Source organism: Antarctobacter albus (assembly GCF_900101505.1).
Classification (GTDB): Bacteria; Pseudomonadota; Alphaproteobacteria; order Rhodobacterales; family Rhodobacteraceae; genus Antarctobacter; species Antarctobacter albus.
This window is the reverse complement of record NZ_FMZI01000002.1, coordinates 186,313-203,675: the sequence shown is the minus strand read 5'-3', so window position 1 is coordinate 203,675 and position 17,363 is coordinate 186,313. Positions and strand designations below refer to the sequence as shown.

Annotated in this window: 16 protein-coding genes; 9 read left to right on the top strand and 7 right to left on the bottom strand. The window is 65.4% G+C overall.

Annotated elements, in window-relative coordinates:
- Positions 1-36 precede the first annotated feature (36 nt).
- Positions 37-651 (top strand): response regulator transcription factor, encoded by a 615-nt coding sequence (locus BLQ71_RS04080; RefSeq protein ID WP_043143415.1) that lies wholly within the window; start codon positions 37-39, stop codon positions 649-651.
- Here the strand turns inward: BLQ71_RS04080 and BLQ71_RS04075 are convergent.
- On the bottom strand, positions 648-1,634 hold the full coding sequence (locus tag BLQ71_RS04075; protein ID WP_074620806.1) for a catalase: 987 nt from the start codon (positions 1,632-1,634) through the stop codon (positions 648-650). The genes BLQ71_RS04080 and BLQ71_RS04075 overlap by 4 nt on opposite strands.
- Positions 1,634-3,019, bottom strand: coding sequence for a c-type cytochrome (locus BLQ71_RS26300; protein ID WP_074620805.1), 1,386 nt, complete (start codon positions 3,017-3,019; stop codon positions 1,634-1,636). The genes BLQ71_RS04075 and BLQ71_RS26300 overlap by 1 nt, the downstream gene beginning before the upstream one ends.
- A 94-nt stretch (positions 3,020-3,113) precedes the next feature.
- Here BLQ71_RS26300 and BLQ71_RS04065 point away from each other — a divergent pair, with 94 nt between their 5' ends.
- Positions 3,114-5,246, top strand: coding sequence for a peroxidase family protein (locus BLQ71_RS04065; RefSeq protein ID WP_229754811.1), 2,133 nt, complete (start codon positions 3,114-3,116; stop codon positions 5,244-5,246).
- A 106-nt stretch (positions 5,247-5,352) separates the two neighbouring features.
- On the opposite strand, the gene BLQ71_RS04060 is transcribed toward BLQ71_RS04065, so the two are convergent.
- The 4 genes from BLQ71_RS04060 to ectA are packed head-to-tail and all read right to left on the bottom strand — an operon-like array spanning position 5,353 to position 9,062.
- On the bottom strand, positions 5,353-6,786 hold the full coding sequence (locus tag BLQ71_RS04060; protein WP_043143409.1) for an aspartate kinase: 1,434 nt from the start codon (positions 6,784-6,786) through the stop codon (positions 5,353-5,355).
- 4 nt (positions 6,787-6,790) lie between these two features.
- Complete coding sequence (locus BLQ71_RS04055) at positions 6,791-7,192, bottom strand: ectoine synthase (protein ID WP_043143407.1); 402 nt, start codon at positions 7,190-7,192, stop codon at positions 6,791-6,793.
- Positions 7,193-7,197: 5 nt separating this feature from the next.
- The gene (ectB, locus tag BLQ71_RS04050; protein ID WP_069208810.1) at positions 7,198-8,484 is read right to left on the bottom strand and encodes a diaminobutyrate--2-oxoglutarate transaminase; all 1,287 of its coding nucleotides are present in this window, start codon (positions 8,482-8,484) and stop codon (positions 7,198-7,200) included.
- Positions 8,485-8,531: 47 nt separating this feature from the next.
- Complete coding sequence (gene ectA / locus BLQ71_RS04045; protein WP_069208809.1) at positions 8,532-9,062, bottom strand: diaminobutyrate acetyltransferase; 531 nt, start codon at positions 9,060-9,062, stop codon at positions 8,532-8,534.
- A gap of 211 nt (positions 9,063-9,273) precedes the next feature.
- Between ectA and BLQ71_RS04040 the strand changes: the two genes are divergently transcribed.
- Positions 9,274-9,756 (top strand): MarR family winged helix-turn-helix transcriptional regulator, encoded by a 483-nt coding sequence (locus BLQ71_RS04040; RefSeq protein ID WP_043143744.1) that lies wholly within the window; start codon positions 9,274-9,276, stop codon positions 9,754-9,756.
- Positions 9,757-9,792: 36 nt separating this feature from the next.
- Here BLQ71_RS04040 and BLQ71_RS04035 read toward each other — a convergent pair whose 3' ends face one another.
- Positions 9,793-10,266: an RrF2 family transcriptional regulator gene (locus BLQ71_RS04035; protein WP_074620804.1), complete on the bottom strand. Its 474-nt coding sequence runs from the start codon at positions 10,264-10,266 to the stop codon at positions 9,793-9,795.
- 123 nt (positions 10,267-10,389) lie between these two features.
- Here BLQ71_RS04035 and cydD point away from each other — a divergent pair, with 123 nt between their 5' ends.
- The 6 genes from cydD to BLQ71_RS04005 all read left to right on the top strand — a co-directional run bounded on the left by cydD (position 10,390) and on the right by BLQ71_RS04005 (position 17,292).
- Positions 10,390-12,018 carry a thiol reductant ABC exporter subunit CydD gene (cydD, locus tag BLQ71_RS04030; RefSeq protein ID WP_074620803.1) on the top strand — a complete coding sequence of 543 codons (1,629 nt, stop codon included), beginning with the start codon at positions 10,390-10,392 and terminating at the stop codon, positions 12,016-12,018.
- Complete coding sequence (cydC, locus tag BLQ71_RS04025) at positions 12,015-13,661, top strand: thiol reductant ABC exporter subunit CydC (protein ID WP_074620802.1); 1,647 nt, start codon at positions 12,015-12,017, stop codon at positions 13,659-13,661. Before cydD ends, cydC begins: the two co-directional genes overlap by 4 nt.
- A gap of 156 nt (positions 13,662-13,817) precedes the next feature.
- A complete protein-coding gene (locus BLQ71_RS04020) occupies positions 13,818-15,428 on the top strand; it encodes a cytochrome ubiquinol oxidase subunit I (protein WP_074620801.1) in 1,611 nt (536 codons plus the stop codon).
- 5 nt (positions 15,429-15,433) lie between these two features.
- A complete protein-coding gene (gene cydB, locus BLQ71_RS04015) occupies positions 15,434-16,597 on the top strand; it encodes a cytochrome d ubiquinol oxidase subunit II (protein WP_074620800.1) in 1,164 nt (387 codons plus the stop codon).
- Positions 16,598-16,609: 12 nt separating this feature from the next.
- Entirely contained in the window at positions 16,610-16,747 is a 138-nt protein-coding gene (gene cydX, locus BLQ71_RS04010; protein ID WP_043143396.1) for a cytochrome bd-I oxidase subunit CydX, read from the top strand.
- 104 nt (positions 16,748-16,851) lie between these two features.
- On the top strand, positions 16,852-17,292 hold the full coding sequence (locus tag BLQ71_RS04005) for a DsrE family protein (RefSeq protein ID WP_074620799.1): 441 nt from the start codon (positions 16,852-16,854) through the stop codon (positions 17,290-17,292).
- Positions 17,293-17,363 lie beyond the last annotated feature (71 nt).

The window sequence follows — 17,363 nt, the reverse complement described above, 5'->3', positions numbered from 1 at the left end:
CCTATCTTGGCCCTCCACGCTGCGAGGACTCAGCCCATGCGAATACTGATTGCCGACGATCACGACCTGCTGCGCGACACGCTGGTTGCCTTCCTGGGGGCCAGCGACGGGTTCGAGATCGGCACCGCCGCCAGCTTTCCCGAGGCCTGCACGCGCATAAGGGAAGACGAGGCCTATGACCTCGTGTTGCTGGACTACAAGATGCCCGGAATGCAGGGACTGGACAGCCTGCGCGAGGCGATGGAGATGGCAGGCGGCCAGCGCGTCGCCCTGATCTCGGGCCAGGCCACGCGCGAGATCGCGGAACAGGCGCTGGAACTGGGCGCGGCAGGATTTGTGCCCAAGACGCTGCCCGCGAAATCACTGGTCAACGCCGTGCGCTTCATGGCGATGGGCGAGAAATACGCCCCGATCGACTTCATGACGCAGGTCGACAACAGCGACAGCCCAGCCTTGGCGCAAAAGCTCACACCGCGCGAACTCGACGTGCTCAAGGGGTTGGGACAGGGGTTTTCCAACAAGGAGATCGCCCGCGACCTGGGCCTGACGGAACCGACGATCAAGCTGCACATGAAGACGCTCTACCGCAAGCTGGAGGTGAGCAATCGCACGCAGGCGGCGCTGGCCGCGCGCGAGGCGGGCGTGTTCTAGGCGCGTGGCCCGCGCGCCTCTGCCATGACGCGGTAGACCTCGCGCCTCGCACGGTTGATCGCACCCAGCGGACGATGCGCGGGCAGGCTCATCCAGGGCGAAAACCGCAAGGCCTCGGCCCGGGCGCTCCGGTCGGCGCTGTCTTCTTGCCGGGGCAACACGATCTCGGCCACGGGCACGAAGGCCGCACCGGCAGCTTCCCAGTCGACCCGCGCATCCTCGACCGGTTGGCGGGTGGGATCGTCCTGCATCACCACGCCAAAAGTCATGCGCGCCTCCTCGGCGTCCAGCGCCTGCCAGAGCCGCCTGCCCAACCCGTCCGGGGACTGCACCGGATCGGCTGGCGCCCCTTGCCCCTGGACCTTGTATTTTACTGCCAGGTCGCCCAGCCGGTAGGGCGTGGTGCTGTGATATGTCAGCGCCAGCAACGAGCCCACGCGCCGTCCGGCAAAGCCACGCGCCGCCCGCAGAACGGGCCGTTGAAAGAGCCCCAGCATCGTCAGCCCGCGCAAGGCACGCCACAGCCGCAGCGGGCCGCCCCCCTTGCTGCGCAGCGCCTGCACCGGCAGGAAATGCCGGTTGAAGGGCATGTAGTCCCCCATGTCCTTGCAGAAGTAGACCGGGTGATCGACCAGAACGAAGTCCTGTTCGCACATATGTCCCTGCCCCGGCTGCAGTTTCAGGCCCGGTATATCCAGCAGCTTGATCGCCATGCCGCGCACATCGCGCGCCCGGTCGTCCTGTTGGCCGCCATTGGAAAAGCGCACCAGGCAGGCGTGGTCCGCCCCCGGCTGAAACACGCCCTGCGCCAGCGACGGCGGCAGGTCCGGCCGCACCCGGAACCGGCCCTGCAACAATGCGTGATGCTTGGCATGCTGTCCGCGTTTCACCACGTCATCCCGCCGCCAGAGCGTCTGCAGATTTGCGCGTGTCAGGTGCAGGATCTCTGCCGCCTCGCCCGCCGGAATGCGCTCATCCCCCATCAGAGCGACTTGAGATAATCGAGCAGCAGCGCCTTTTCCGCGTCGGGCAAATCCGTGCCCCAGAGGTGCCCGCCATTGCCGTTGCCGGTCAGTGTCGTGTCCAGTTCGAACCCGGTCTCGCAGGTGAAGCCGACCCGGTCCGTGTCCAGCACCGTACATCCGCGAAAGAAGGTGACGGGCCGCGTGTCTGGCGGCGACAACAGGTCTGCCAGCGTCGGGACGGAGCCGTTGTGCAGGTAAGGCGCCCGCATCCAGATCCCGTCCAGCGGCATGTTGGCGTAGCCGTCAGTGGTCCGGTAGTTGTGGAACCGCCAGGAGTACTTCTCGCCCACGTCGCTGAAATAGCTCACCATTTCCGCATCGAACAGGTCGGTGCGCTGAGGATCCGTGCCCAGGATCGCAAGGGAGGTCACCTGCCCCAGGCTGGGGCTGCCCGGATCGTGGCAGGTGTCGCAGCCCTCACGCTCGTAGATCGCGCGGCCCTGCGCCACCCGGTCCGCGTCCAGGGGCAAGGGCCAGTCCGGCGACGGAAACGCCATCAGCCAGTCCGAGACCCGCTCGATCGACCGACGTTCCAGCAGCCAGTCCGCCGCGCCTCCGGCCAGCGCCGCCGAGATGTTGCGCTCGTCCAGGGACCGGTTGTTGCCATCCCAGTGAAACCAGCCGTCGGTGCGCAAGCGCTGGTTCCAGACCGAGGGGAAATCGACCACCCCGACACGGCTGTCGCCCGACGGGTTCAACCCCCAGCGTTCGCGCCAGAAATTGCCCGCATCCGTGCGGCCCGGCCCGTGCGGCGGACGGCCGTCCATCCAGGCCAGCCGGGACTCCAGCGTCGCGACCTCCTCGGCCAGCCGGGGAAAGACCACGCGACGCAGCACCAGCCTGTCAAACCAGCCCAACGGCCGCCCGTTCGCCTCTGCCGCCTCGATCACCGCGTCGGGGGTCAGCCGGGGGTCCTGCGCGGCGCCGGTCAGGAACCGGATATAGGCCTGGATATCCAGCGCGTTGTTGGGCGCACCCAGAACCAGGTGCCGCGCGCCGTCGATTTCGTAGGTCGAGACATGGCAGGTGGCACAGTTGAACCCGACCCGGTCAACCCCGATGCGACGCACGGAGACACCGATGGGAAGATCCCTGCCCTCTTCGCCGAGAAAGCCGAACCCGGCGTACCCCAGCGGGAGTTCCCCGGCAAAGATCGTGGGCAGTTCGCGCCAGATGGCATAGGGAAAGCCGTCGACCTCGGCCCCTATGGATCCGTATTTGAAATGCTCCACCACGTCCTCGAAATGCGTGGCGGGCCAGGGTTTTATGGTCAGGCGCTTGTATTCCAGGAACAGCGCGGATCCCAGAAGGACGAAGAAGACGATGAGCAGCAGCTTTTTCATGATACATCTTTGGCGCGAAAAAATTTGAACATAACCCCTTAAAGCTGCCACACTTGGCGTCATTAATGAAGGTCTTATTGAAAGGGGCGCGGCTATGGGCACGGCCTCGGCGGGGGCACCGCACAAGGGATTTCGCATCGACTGGGCGGTCTGGCGCCGCACCTTCCTGCAGCTGACCTGCCTGCTGGTGGGGGCGATGATGTTCTATCGCGGGCTGCTGAACCTCTTTGGCTATCCCTCTCCCTGGGTTTCGCTGTTTCCGGGCACCCCGATCCTTGGCGCGCTCTGCCGGGTGCCGGAGTACTGGGAACGCTGGACGCTGGGGCCGATCTTCATGGGCGGCGTGTTCGGCATCGTGCTGATGTGGCGCGAATTGCGCATCGGCTGGTGGATCTTCACGGCGCTGAATTTCCTGGTCGGCTATTGGTTCATCTTCATTCTCGAGGACATCTGGCAGCACCACGTCCTGCCGCATATCGTCTTTTCCGCCGTCTTCCTGCCCTTCTACCCCGGAATGAAACGGTCCGAATGGCTGGCGGCGCGGATCAACGGCCTGCTGGCACGCATCGCGGAACTGGCCCTGTCGCAGCTGACACGCCCCTGGGTCGCGCGGCTGGTCGAGGCGGTGCCGTTCCTGCACCGCAAGCTGAACGCCCTGCTGATCAACCGGATCGTGATGCAGGCGCGCCCGCGTCCACATCCCTTTTCGACGATGGCGCCCTATACCTCCTGGTCCAGCCTGACGGACAGGACCTGGGCGGGCCGTCACCTGGGCGTCAGCGAAATCGACCAGGACAGCCTGCCGGGATGGAAGGGCGAAGCAGGTCTGAAACCGCTCTTCGAACGCCCGGACGGGACACAGGTGCTGTGCCCGAAATCCACCTGCCTCTTTCCCAGTTTCGCGCAGTACCTGACCGACGGTTTCCTGCGCACGGTGCCCGAAAGCATCGGCGGCGACACCCCGGACCCGGACCGACGCAAGCGCAACACCTCGAACCATGAAATCGACCTTTGCCCTCTCTATGGCCGCACCCCGGAACAGACCCGCCTCCTGCGGGTTCCCGACCCGGACCATGCCCATCGGGGGATGCTGCGGTCTCAGAGGATCGGAGGGGAGGAGTTCCCCGAGTTCCTCTTTGCCGACGGTGAGATCCGGCCGGAATTCGAGGGGCTGGACCCACCGCTGGGCCTGACCGACCTGCTGAAATCCTGCGCCTCGGACGATCCGGCCACCGCCGCGGGCGCCCGCGCCTTTCGCGACGCGCTGTTTGCCGTGGGCGGCGACCGGGTCAATTCCGTGCCGCAGGTGTCGATGATGAACACGCTTTTCCTGCGCGAACACAACCGCCTGGCGCACGAGATCGGCGCCCGGCACCCGGACTGGGACGACACCCGCGTGTTCGAGACCGCGCGCAACGTGGTCGTCGTGCAGTTCATCAAGATCGTGGTCGAGGATTACATCAACCATATCGCGCCCTTCGCACTGCACCTCATGGCGGATCCCTCGGTCTGCTGGCACGCGCCCTGGAACAAGGCCAACTGGATCACGACGGAATTCAGCCTGCTCTATCGCTGGCACGCGCTGATCCCCGATGCGATCACCTGGGGCGGGACGGAACACCCGGTAGGCCGCAGCTATTTCATGAACAACCTGCCGCTGATCCAGACCGGCCTGAAACGCGGGTTCGAGGACATGAGCGCCCAGCCCGCCGCCCGCCTTGGCCCGCGCAATACCAACGACACCCTGTTGAACATCGAGTGGGATTCGGTCCGACAGGGACGGATCTGCGAACTGGCCCCGTACAACCGCTACCGCGGCTACCTCGGGCAGGCCCCGGCAAAGGCGTTCGACGAGATCAGCAGCGATCCCGCGGTCGCCGCCCAGTTGGCGCGCGCCTACCGCTCGGTCGACGAGGTCGATTTCTTCACCGGGATCTTCTGCGAAGACCGGGTGCCCGGATCGCCCCTGCCCCGCACCATCCTGTCCTTCGTCGCGCTGGATGCCTTTTCGCAGGCCCTGCCCAACCCGTTGTTGTCGGAACACGTCTTTCCACCGCCGCCCGGGTTCGACGATGACCCGGAGATGGAACACCCCACATTCACCCGCTACGGCTGGGAACAGATCGGGGCCTGCGGATCGCTGCGCGACATCATCGCGCGCAACGTCGAGGCGCCGGAGACGCTGGCGTTCATCGGCATGACCCGCCCCGGCTGGCAGGGCGAGTAACCCGCCTTCGGCGACGGCCAGCAAAAAAGCCCGCCCCTGGCAGGGCGGGCCTTTGTTTCAGTCGGGCCGCGTGTCCGCAGCCGCTATTGTCGGTCGGTCTGGTGCCTCAGGCGACCAGCGCGACCTTCGCCTTATCACCCGCCGCTTTCTCCTCATCGAAAAAAGCGTCGTGCAGGCTCTTGATGGCCTTGGCCATATCGTCCCGTTCCAGGATGTACTGGGTGTCCACGTTGCGCGGCCCCTGGCTTGCGCCGACCGAGTAGATGCCCGCCTGGGCAAAGCTTTCCAGCCCGCGCTGCAGCACCGACAGACCGCTGAGGTCGCGGCCCACGACCGAGACCAGCGACAGCTTGCGCGTTTTGATCTCGGCATGCGGATACCGCTCGGCCAGGTCGGCTTCGACCCGGCGCAGCGACTTCAACGAGGTGTCGACGTAGTGCGTCACCGTGTTGGCGTTCGAAACCTTCGACACGATGCGCACGTTGTGGCGGGTCAGCGCGTCGAGGATCGAGGCGTCATAGCCCTTCACCCCCACCATGTCCTGTTCGAACACTTCCAGCGCGATCACGTCGAGGCCGGTCACAATCTCGACCCCCGGCGTCTCTGCCGGCTGGTCGTCGATCAACGTGCCCGGATCGCCCGGATCGAAGGCATTGGTGACGCGCAGCGGCACATTCGCCTGGCGCAGCGTCTTGGCCGCCGAAGGGTGGATCGCCTCCATCCCGAGGTTCGCCATCTGGTCGGCCACGTCGTAGTTGGTCCGGCCCAGCTTGCGCACCTTGTCCTCGCCGACGATCTTGGGATCGGCGGACGACAGGTGGAATTCCTTGTGGATAATCGCCTCGCGCGCGCCGGTCTGGGCGGCAAGCTCGGAAAAGGTCACCTCGGAATAGCCGCGGTCGAACTCTCGCATCAGGCCTTCGCGGCACTGGGCATAGCCGGTCACGATGGGCATCTCGGTTTCCGGGTCGATCCCTTCCATGCCACGGTCCAGCCGTTCCTGCAGCGTCACCTCGCCATCGTCGCGCCAGCCGGTCAGGTCGACCAGCCGCGCGTTCACGCCGGCACGTTGCAGCAGCAGAACCGCCACATGGGCCGAATGCGCCTCACCGAGGCCGGACAGCAGCTCGCGGATGTGCAGCAGATGCGCGTTCAGGCGGAAATGGCCGTAGGAGCACAGGCGCTGCAGGTCGATCAGGCAGTTGCGTGCCCCCTCGATCCGCTCCTGGACAAAGTTGGTCGCCTGCTCGATGTCGCCGGGGTGGTCAAGCACCGCCTCGTGCGCCTCGATCATGGCGTCGCTCACGCGGCTCAGCGCCTCGTGCCAGCCGTGATCGTCCTCGGCATTCGCGAACCGTGCATAGACGCCGTCCTCGCCGGTTTTCTTGTGTTCCAGCAGCAGGTTGGTGATGCCACCAAAGGCCGAAACGACAAAGACACGACCATAACGCGCCTCGCCATCCGTGAGGAAAAGCGTGTCGCGCAGGTCTGCGAGGCGGGACATGCTTGTCCCGCCGATCTTTTCAACAGTGTGGGTCATGTGTTTAGGCCTCCACCTCCTCGGGGGCGGCATAGGATCCATCTTCGCGGTGCACTTCCTTGCCGGTCACCGGCGGATTGAAGCAGCAGGCCATCCAGAGTTCTTCCTCGGCCCGCAGCGTGTGCTTGTCGTGCTCGTTCAGCGCATACATGGTGCCCGGCTTGATCTGGTGGGTCTCGCCGGTCTTGAGGTCGGTGATCGACCCCTTGCCCTGCATGCAATACACGCTCTCGAAGTGGTTCTTGTAGTGGAACGTATGCTCCGAACCGGCTTCGAGGATGGTGACATGGAACGAAAAGCCCATGCCGTCATCGGCCAGCAGCATGCGCACGCTGGTCCATTGTGCATCGGAGACGACGCGCCCGGGTTCGTTCTTGCTGATCTCTTCGAAATCTCTGACGATCATGACTGTTACTCCGCTGCAATCTTCTGGGTCGACAGCACGGAACGCGCCGCGTCGATCAGGATGTTCAGACCATCCTTGAGGGTTTCGTCCGGTGTGGTCAGCGGGGCCAGGACCTTGACCACCTCGTCCTCGGCACCCGAGGTTTCGATGATCAGCCCGTTTTCAAAGGCTTCGGCACAGATCGCCGCCGCCAGGTCACCAGACCCGACGTCCACGCCGCGCATCATGCCGCGGCCCTTCAGCTTGGCGTCCGGGATCATCGAGGCGATGGTTTCCAGACCGTGTTCCACGGTCTGGGCACGGCGCTTGATGTCCTTCTGGAATTCATCGTCGCTCCAGAATTTTTCAAGAGCCACCCGGGCGGTCACGAAGGCATGGGTGTTGCCGCGGAAGGTGCCGTTGTGTTCGGCGGGCTTCCAGATGTCCAGCTCGGGCTTGATCAGCAGCGCGGCAAAGGGCAGGCCCATCCCGCTCAGCGACTTGGCCAGCGGGATCAGGTCCGGCTCGATGCCCATCTCCTCGAAGGAGAAGAAGGTGCCGGTCCGGCCACAGCCCGCCTGGATGTCATCGGCGATCAGCAGCGCGCCGTGTTCCTTGGCCAGGCGTGCAATGCCCTGCATGAACTCCTTCGACGCGGCGTTCAGGCCGCCCTCGCCCTGCACGGGTTCGATGATGAAGGCCGCCGGTGCATCGACGCCCGAAGACGGGTTGCCCAGCATCTGCTCGATGATGTCGAGGCTGTCGACATCATCGCCAAAGGCGCCTTCGAACGGCATATGCGTGGTGCCCGACAGCGGTGTGCCGCCGCCGTTCCGCTTGCCGGCATTGCCGGTCGCGGCCAGCGCGCCCATCGTCATGCCGTGGAACCCGTTGGTAAAGGCGATGACGTTGGTCCGGCCGGTCACCTTGCGCGCCAGCTTGATCGCGGCCTCGACCGCGTTCGTGCCGGTCGGGCCTGTCATCATGACCTTGTGGTCCATGCCGCGCGGCTTGAGGATCAGTTCCTCGAAGGTCTCAAGGAAACGTGCCTTCTCGCCGGTGTGCATGTCCAGGCCATGCGCAATCCCATTCTGCGACAGATGGTTCATCAGCGCGCATTTCATGTCGGGATCGTTGTGACCGTAGTTCAGCGAGGAACAGCCGGCCAGGAAGTCGATGTAGGTCCGGCCAGCGGCGTCGGTCATTTCCGAGCCGAGCGCGGTGGTGAAGACGGTGTCGAAGCTGCGGCAATAGCTGCGCGCCTCCGACTCCCGTCGTTTGAAGATCGTCGGGTGAAAGGTCTGGGAAGACATTATGTGCTCTCGTTCTGTGTGAGGAATGTGGGCGAAGGGCGCGGGGCTCAGGCCGCCTGCGCCATCTCTTCGGCCACCTTGATGGTCACGAGGTTCTCGGTCTTGTGCCGTTTGTTGAAGTGCAGCGACTGCGTGTAGTAGGGCTGCACGTCCAGGCCGCGGCCCATGCGGCGCGCGAACTTGCGGAACAGCGCCCAGGAGGCGTCATTGTCACCCGTGATCGTGGTCTGCATGCGGGTCACGTCCTCGCAGACGTCGCGGTTCAGGATCGTCTGGAGCATCAGCCCGCCAAGACCCATGCCGCGCGCCTTGTCGGACACGGCGACCTGCCAGACGAACAGCGTGTCCGGCTCGTTGGGCAGGACGTAGGCCGAAACCCAGCCCACGATCTCCCCATCCAGTTCGGCAACGACGCAGGTGTCGGCGAAGTGATCGCACTGCAACAGGTTGCAGTACATCGAATTTTCGTCGAGCGGCTTGCACGAGCGTACCAGCTCCCAGATCGCCGCCCCGTCTTCTGCGGTGGGTACACGCAGGCTGGGCAGGGACGAACGGGCGATATCGCGCGGATGTTGCATAGGATGAAGTCTCCTCGTTTGCTTTGGATGTCGAAATAGCGTGCCGCCACTGACATTTCAACTGGCAAAGCAATTTTTATCCAATTTCCGCCAAATATGGCCTCATGCCCGCCCGATTCGGCCTTATTTAGCTTAGGATGGCAAAGCACTATTGCCTTGAATACCCCGCAAGAGACCTATATCGTTAGTCATGCTAATCAATGGAACACTGATGGACCGCGTCGATACCTGCCTGATCGCAATCCGCCGAATCCTGCGCGCGACCGAGCTTTACGGGCGCGAGTTGAAACAGACATCCGGCATCACGGCGGTACAGTTCCGGGTCCTTCAGATCATCTCTGAACGCAGCCACGCGACGGCCAAGGAAATCTCTGTCCGGATGCGCGTGTCGCAGGCCACCGTGACCTCGCTGGTGGACAAGCTGGTGCGCCAGGGCATGGTCGTCCGTGAGAAATCCGAACAGGATCGACGCCAGACCAACATTCACATCACCCCCAAGGGCCGCCAGACACTGGACGAGGCGCCCGACCCACTGCAACAGCGCTTCGTACGCAAGTTCGACGCAATGGAGGACTGGGAGCAATCCATGCTGGTTTCCAGCCTGGAACGGGTTGCCGCGATGCTGGACGCCGAGGATCTCGACGCCTCGCCCGTTCTCGACACCGGAGAGCTCAAGCGCACGCTGGATCACTGAGGGCCGATTACACGCCCGGCCCTGATCCGGTCCCCCTCAGGCCCTGCCGGCCCGGGAACAATTTTCCGGCAGCTGCGGCCCCGCCGACAGCAGGTCGACAAGCCCGCAGTTTCCACGCACCAGGTCATCCAGCGTCACCATGTCCAGTTCATGGTAGAACGCCTCGAGCGCGCGGATGACATAGTTGCGCAACCGGCAGACGCCGGTCAGCGGACAGGTGTTGTTGTCCGGATCGAAACACTCGGCAAAGGGGATGTCGGTCTCGAACAGGCGGAACACAGCCCCGATCGAAATCCGGTCCGCCGGTTTCGCCAGTCGCAGCCCGCCCGCGCGCCCGCGCAGCGTCTCGATGAACCCCTCGGCCTGCAATTGCTGCACCACCCGCGCCACGTGGTTGAGAGAAGCGTTGCAGTCACGCGCAATATCCGAAGTCCGCACCAGCTCGCTGGCGTTGACGGCGCAATACATCAGCACGCGCGCGGCAAGATTGGTTCGTATGGTCAGGCGCATCTTGTCTCTCGTCCTTGCCTTCCCATTATTCCGTACCCGTGATGTGGATTTCCTTGATCCAGATCAGGTCTTCCACCTCTTTGATGCGCTAGGGCGGGCTGAAACGGTACGAAATGCGTGCGCATGACTCAGGATTCCAGGACAAGGGCCGAGCGGTCCAGCCGCATCGGCGCAATGCTTTCGCTGGGCGCGGCGCTGGTCTGGCCGGTTCAGGCCGTGCTGATCGCCCGCGTGCTCGCCGACCTGCTGACCGGGTCGGATGGGCTGTCGCCGCTCTGGGTCGCGCTGGGTTTCCTGGCCCTGGCGGGCCTGCGCGGGTTGCTGGACATGGCAGCGCAGGGCATGTTGTCAGGCGCGGCCTCGGCCCAGATTGACGCCCTGAGGGCGGAGATCCTGACGGTCGAAACCGCCGCTGCCGCGCCATCGCGCAGCGGCGGCGCCGGGGCCATTGCTGCCCTGCTCACCGAAAAGCTGGAGGCACTGCGCCCCTATGCCCTGCGCTATCGCCCTGCCCGCCTGCGCGCGACCGTCGTGCCGCTGCTTATCCTGGGCATCGCCGCCTGGCACAGTTGGGCCGTGGCACTTGTGTTGCTGATGGCGGGTCCGCTGATCCCCCTTTTCATGGCACTGGTCGGCTGGGCCGCGAAAGAGGCCAGCGCCCGCCAGATGGGAGAGATCGGCGCCCTGAGCGACCTTCTGGCCGACCGGCTGGCCGCCCTCTCCGACCTGAGCCTGATCGGAGCGGGCGACGCCGTGGTAGATGGGTTCGCCGAGGCCTCGGAGGAGCTGCGCCATCGGACGATGGCGGTGCTGCGGATCGCCTTCCTGTCCTCTACCGTGCTGGAACTGTTTTCGGCCCTCGGCGTCGCCATGATCGCGGTCTGGGTCGGCTTTTCCCTGCTGGGAGAGCTGTCCTGGGGCACCTGGGGCGCCCCTCTGGCGCCCTTCGCGGGGCTCTACCTGCTGCTGTTGGCGCCCGAGTTTTTCCAACCCTTGCGGGATCTTGCCACCACCTGGCACGACAAGGCCGCCGCCGATGCCGTCAGGGATGAGCTGATCCACTGGCGCGAGGAAACCCGGCCGCAGAGGCTGGGGCGCGGGGTGCATGACACTGCCCCCCGGTTTGCCGGGCTGCGCTGGCAGGGCCTGTCCCTGACCCGCGAAGGCCGTGTGCTGTCCTGGCCCGACATGGCCATAGGTCCGGGCGAGAGTGTCGCCATCACCGGCCCCAGCGGCGTGGGCAAGACTACTCTCTTGCGCCTGCTCGCCGTGTTGGAGGCCCCGGATACCGGGGCGATCCACCTTGGCGAGAGCACGCTGACAAACGATACCGCCGATGCCTGGCGGTCGCGCATCGGCTGGATGCCGCAGGCCCCGCATTTCCTCAACCGCTCATTGCGCCACAACATCGCCTTCGGCGCCCCGCTGGACCCGGACACGCTGGACCGTGCCCGGCTGGGCGCCGTCCTCGCTGCCCTGCCCCGAGGCACGCTGACGCCCCTGGGCGAACGCGGCGCGGGCCTTTCGGGCGGAGAGGCGCGGCGCGTCATGCTGGCCCGGGCGCTGCACGGGGCGCCGGACGTGCTGCTGGCCGACGAACCCACCGCCGATCTCGACGCGCAAACCGCCGGGGACGTGATCGAGGGGTTGATGGGCTTTGTCGCGCGGGGCGGCACGCTGATCGTGGCCACCCATGACCCGCGCCTCTCCTCGCGCATGGCGCGCAACCTGGTGCTGGAGGCCAGTACATGACGGCACTCTTCCGCATCACCCGCCTGCTGCTGCAAGGCGAGCGCCGCGCTTTCCTGCGCGGCTTTGCGCTGGCGGTGACGGTGCTCTTGATGGGGGTGGCTCTGCTGGGCCTCTCGGGTTGGTTCATCACCGCCGCGGCGGCCGCAGGCCTTGCCGGGGTCGGTGCGGTGTTCAACGTCTTCGGCCCCTCGGCGATGGTGCGTTTCCTGGCGCTGGGGCGGACGGCGGCGCGCTATGGCGAGCGGCTGGCGACCCATGATGCCACCCTACGCGCGCTGTCCCGCCTGCGGGTCCGTCTGTTGCAGGGATTACTGACCAGCCCCTATCGCGCGCTGGAACGGTTGCGCGCCAATGCCTTTATCAACCGGGTGACGGCGGATATCGACGCGCTGGACGGCGTGGCGCTGCGCCTGCTGCTGCCGGGGCTGGCCGGCATGGCGGTCATCGCGCTGGCCGCGCTGGCACTGTGGGTCCTGGTGCATCCTGCGGTCGCGCTGGTGGTCGGGTTGGGCTATGCCATCCTGCCCAGCCTGGTTTTCCTTGTGGGGCAAAGGCTTGCGCGCAGGTCCTCACGCCGGGCCGAGGCCGCGATGCAGGCCACGCGCAGCCGGATGATCGACCTTGTCACCGCGCGCGAGGACCTGACCATCTTTGGCCAGCTTCAGGCCGCGCGCGCTCATGTGGCCGAGGCCATCTCCCGCCATGCCACGGCACAGGACAGGCTGGACGGGCTGGAACGGCGCATGGGTCTGGGACTGGACCTGACCGGCGCGGGCATCACCGCGCTGGCACTGGGGATGGGCGCCTCGCTGGCTCAGACCGGAACCATCACCCCCGCAGAGGCCGCCATCGGCATCTTCGTCGCGCTGGCGCTGGGGGAAACCGTCGCCCCGGTGCGCCGTGCCCTGACAGAGATCGGGCGCATGATCCCCGCCGCCCGCCGCGTCGCCCCGGCCCTTGTCGCACACCCGGAGGGCAAGCGCGAAGCGACGCTCGACACCCCGATCCTACGCCTGGAACAGGTTACCTATCGGCGCGGCGACGGCACCCCGCTGTTTGCGCCCCTCGATCTGCTGCTTGGCCCCGGCGAATCACTGGCCCTGACCGGTCCCAGCGGCTGGGGCAAGAGCACCCTTCTGCTGATGGCCGCCGGGCAACTGCTCCCCGACAAGGGCCGCGTGACATATGGCGGGCATCCCGTCTCCGACCTGCCCGACGAGACCCTGCACCAACATATCGCGATGGTGCCACAGCGCCATGCGCTGATCGCGGGCACGGTGGCAGAGAACCTGCGTCTTGCCGCACCAGAGGCCACGGAGGATGCGCTATGGCAGGCCCTGCAGGCAGTCCACCTGGACCGGACCCTGGCCGACCGGGCCGGGCTGAAAACAAGGCTGGGCTTTCGTGGCGCCGGCCTGTCCGGGGGCGAGGCCCGACGGCTGGTCCTGGCCCGCGCGTTGTTGCGGCGCCCCGCGCTCTTGCTGCTGGATGAACCGACCGAGGGGCTGGACAGTGCCACGGCACGCGCCGTCCTGACCGGCCTGCGCAGGGCCCTGCCCCGGACGGCGATCCTGATGGCAGCGCACCGCCCGGAAGAAACCGATCAGGCAGACCGCCTTGTGCCGCTGACCGCAACAACCTGAGGCAGTTTCTTGTACTCGGCGCTCCCTCGAATTTATTCCGCTTTTGTGATACGACTTTTGATCCAGATCAACAACACATAGCACATAAGGAATATAACTGCCGATAATCCGTGTCATGGATGCGGAATTACCTGCAAAGCTCAAGGGAGCCCAATCATGGAGATCGGACTGGTCGAGCTGTCGCGCCTGCAATTTGCGATGACGGCCATGTATCACTTTCTCTTCGTACCGCTGACGCTGGGCCTGTCGATCCTCGTCGCGATCATGGAGACCGTCTACGTCATGACGAACCGCCCCATCTGGCGGCAGATGACGAAATTCTGGGGCATGCTGTTCGGGATCAACTTTGCCCTCGGCGTCGCAACCGGCATCACGATGGAATTCCAGTTCGGCATGAACTGGAGCTACTACAGCCACTACGTCGGCGACATCTTCGGCGCGCCGCTGGCGATCGAGGGGCTCATGGCCTTCTTCCTGGAGGCGACATTCGTCGGGCTGTTCTTCTTCGGCTGGGACAAGCTCAGCAAGGTGCAGCACATGGTTGTCGCCTGGCTGGTGGCCATCGGTTCGAATTTCTCCGCGCTCTGGATCCTGATCGCCAACGGTTGGATGCAGAACCCGGTCGGTGCCGCCTTCAACCCCGAGACCATGCGGATGGAGATGACCTCCTTCTTCGACGTGGTCTTCAACGAGGTGGCACAGGCCAAGTTCGTCCACACCGTCAGCGCGGGCTATGTCACGGCCAGCGTCTTCGTGATGGGCGTCTCGGCGCTCTACCTGCTGCAGGAGAGGCACAAGGACCTCGCCCGCCGGTCGATCGCCGTGGCCTCGGCCTTTGGCCTCGCATCGGCGCTGTCTGTCGTCGTGCTGGGGGACGAATCCGGCTACTCGGCCAGTCACACGCAAAAGATGAAGCTCGCCGCCATCGAGGCGATGTGGGAGACGCATGAGGCGCCCGCCCCCTTCACCGCCATCGGATTTCCCGACAAGGAGGCGCGCGAGACCCATTACGCCGTGGAAATCCCCTGGGTCATGGGCCTGATCGGCACCCGCAGCCTGACGCAGGAGATCCCCGGTATCAACGACCTGGTGGACGAGGCCGAGCTGCGCATCCGCGACGGCCTGATCGCCTATGACGCGCTGATGACCATCCGCGCGGAACGCGACGCGACCTCGCCAGAGCTGCGCGCCACCTTCGAGGCGCATTCCGAGAACCTGGGCTTTGCCCTTCTCCTGAAACGCTATGTCGACGATCCCCGAGAGGCGACGGAGGCGCAGATCAAGCAGGCCGCAAATGACACGGTCCCGGGCGTCGGTCCGCTGTTCTGGGCCTTCCGGATCATGGTGGCGCTTGGCTTCAGCTTTATCGCGGTGATGCTGTATTTCTTCTACCGGGCCTCTTTCCGGCGGATGCAGTTCCCGCGCTGGTCGCTTTATGCCGCGGTCGCCATCATCCCGACACCCTGGATCGCGGCAGAGCTGGGCTGGTTCGTGGCCGAGTTCGGCCGTCAGCCCTGGACCGTGGACGGGGTGCTGCCGACGGCGCTCTCGGTCAGTCACCTGAGCGTGGCCGACCTGCTGATCTCGCTCGCGGGCTTCGTGATCTTCTACACGGTGCTCTTCGTGATCGAGATGAGCCTGATGGTGAAATACATCCGCAAGGGTCCGTTCCAGGACGTGGCCGAAACCGAGGCCTGGCAGGAACGTCATATCCACCGTCTGCGCACGCATGACGGCCAGGGTCCCTTTGCAAATCCGGCGGAGTGAAAGACATGATCCTGTTCGAGATGATCGACTTCGACACGCTGCGCGTGATCTGGTGGGCGCTGCTGGGGGTTCTGCTGATCGGCTTTGCCCTGACCGACGGCTTCGACATGGGGGTTGGCGCGCTGCTGCCCTTCGTGGCGAAGACCGACGTGGAACGGCGCGTTGTCATCAACACCGTGGGTCCGGTCTGGGAAGGCAACCAGGTCTGGTTCATCCTGGGCGGCGGCGCGATCTTTGCCGCCTGGCCACCGCTCTACGCGGTCTCCTTCTCGGGCTTCTACCTGGCGATGTTCGTCGTGCTGGCGGCGCTGATCGTCCGGCCCGTGGCCTTCAAGTACCGCTCCAAGCGCGACGGTGCGGCCTGGCGCGCGCGCTGGGACTGGGCGCTTTTCGCGGGCGGAGCGGTCCCGGCCCTGCTGTTCGGCGTGGCCGTGGGCAACGTGCTCTTGGGTGTGCCCTTTCACCTGACCGAGGACCTGATGCCGATGTATGACGGCAATTTCGCGGTCAAGTTCCTGGGCCTCCTGCGTCCCTTCGCGCTGCTGGCGGGCGTGGTCTCGATCTCGATGCTGCTCATGCATGGCGCGGCCTGGCTGAACCTCAAGACCCAGGGGCTGGTGGCCGCCCGCGCGCGCCGGTTCGGCGTGATCGCCGGAATGGTCGCGGCCGGGGGCTATGCGCTGGCGGGGCTCTGGCTGGCCCTGGGGATCGACGGCTTTGCCTTTGCAAACGAGGTCACACCCAACGGCCCGTCCAACCCGCTCTATTCACAGGTCACGCATGGCGGCAGCTGGCTGTCCGCCTATGCCGAACGCCCCTGGATCGCGGTTGCCCCACTCATGGGCTTTCTCGGCATCGCCCTGACCCTGCGCGGGCTGGTCTCGGGCCGCGAGGTCACGACTCTGCTCTGGTCCAAGCTGGGGATCACCGGGATCATCGCCTCTGTCGGGCTGACCATGTTCCCCTTCATCCTGCCGTCGACCGTGGACCCGAACAGTTCGCTGACGGTCTGGGACGCCTCCAGCTCGCACCAGACGCTGTTCATCATGCTGGTGGTCACCGCAATCTTCATGCCGCTGATCCTCATGTACACCGCCTGGGTCTACAGGGTGCTCTGGGGCAAGGTCACCGAGGATGACGTCACCGGCAATTCCGACACCGTCTACTGAAGGAGAAAACACATGTGGTATTTCGCCTGGCTTCTCGGCCTGCCTTTGGCCGCCGCCTTTGCCGTGTTGAACGCGATGTGGCTGGAATTGCGCACCGACGCCTGTTTCACCGAAGAGGGCGACTGCCCCGTGGGTGACCACGACCACTGATCCAGACATCCGCCGTCAATCGTCCCGGCGGCGGATTTCCCCACCGGGGCGGGTCAACCCGGCCTGCCCCGGTCCCCACTCTCTCAAACCCGACAGGAGGTCTCATGAAGACCCTTTTCACTGCGGCCATGCTGGCCGTTGCCACCCTCGGCTTGCCTGCTGCCGCCCAGGAGGCGCCCGTTACGCTGGTCACCGTGCTGACCGCGCCCGAGCCCCAGACGCAACTGATGGCGATGGTGCTGACCATGCAGGCCCTGGGTCAGGGCAAATCCGCCCATGTCCTGCTCTGCGGTCCGGCCGCGGACATCGCGCTGAAGGACGCACCCGACAGCGCCACCGCAGCACAGCCGCCCAAGGGCATGTCGCCCCAGGGGCTGATGCAGATGATCATGTCCAAGCCGAACACCAAGGTCGAAGTCTGCGCCATCTACCTGCCCGGCAAGGGCGCAACCGCCGAGGTTCTGCTGGACGGCGTGACCGTGGCCGACCCCGGCACGATGGCCGCCGCGATCATGGCGCCCAATGCCCGCGTGGCCAGCTACTGAACCCGCGCCCTGCACTGGTCGGGTCCGGACCCTGCCGTTCGGACCCGTTTTCATGACCGGATTGCCCGCGA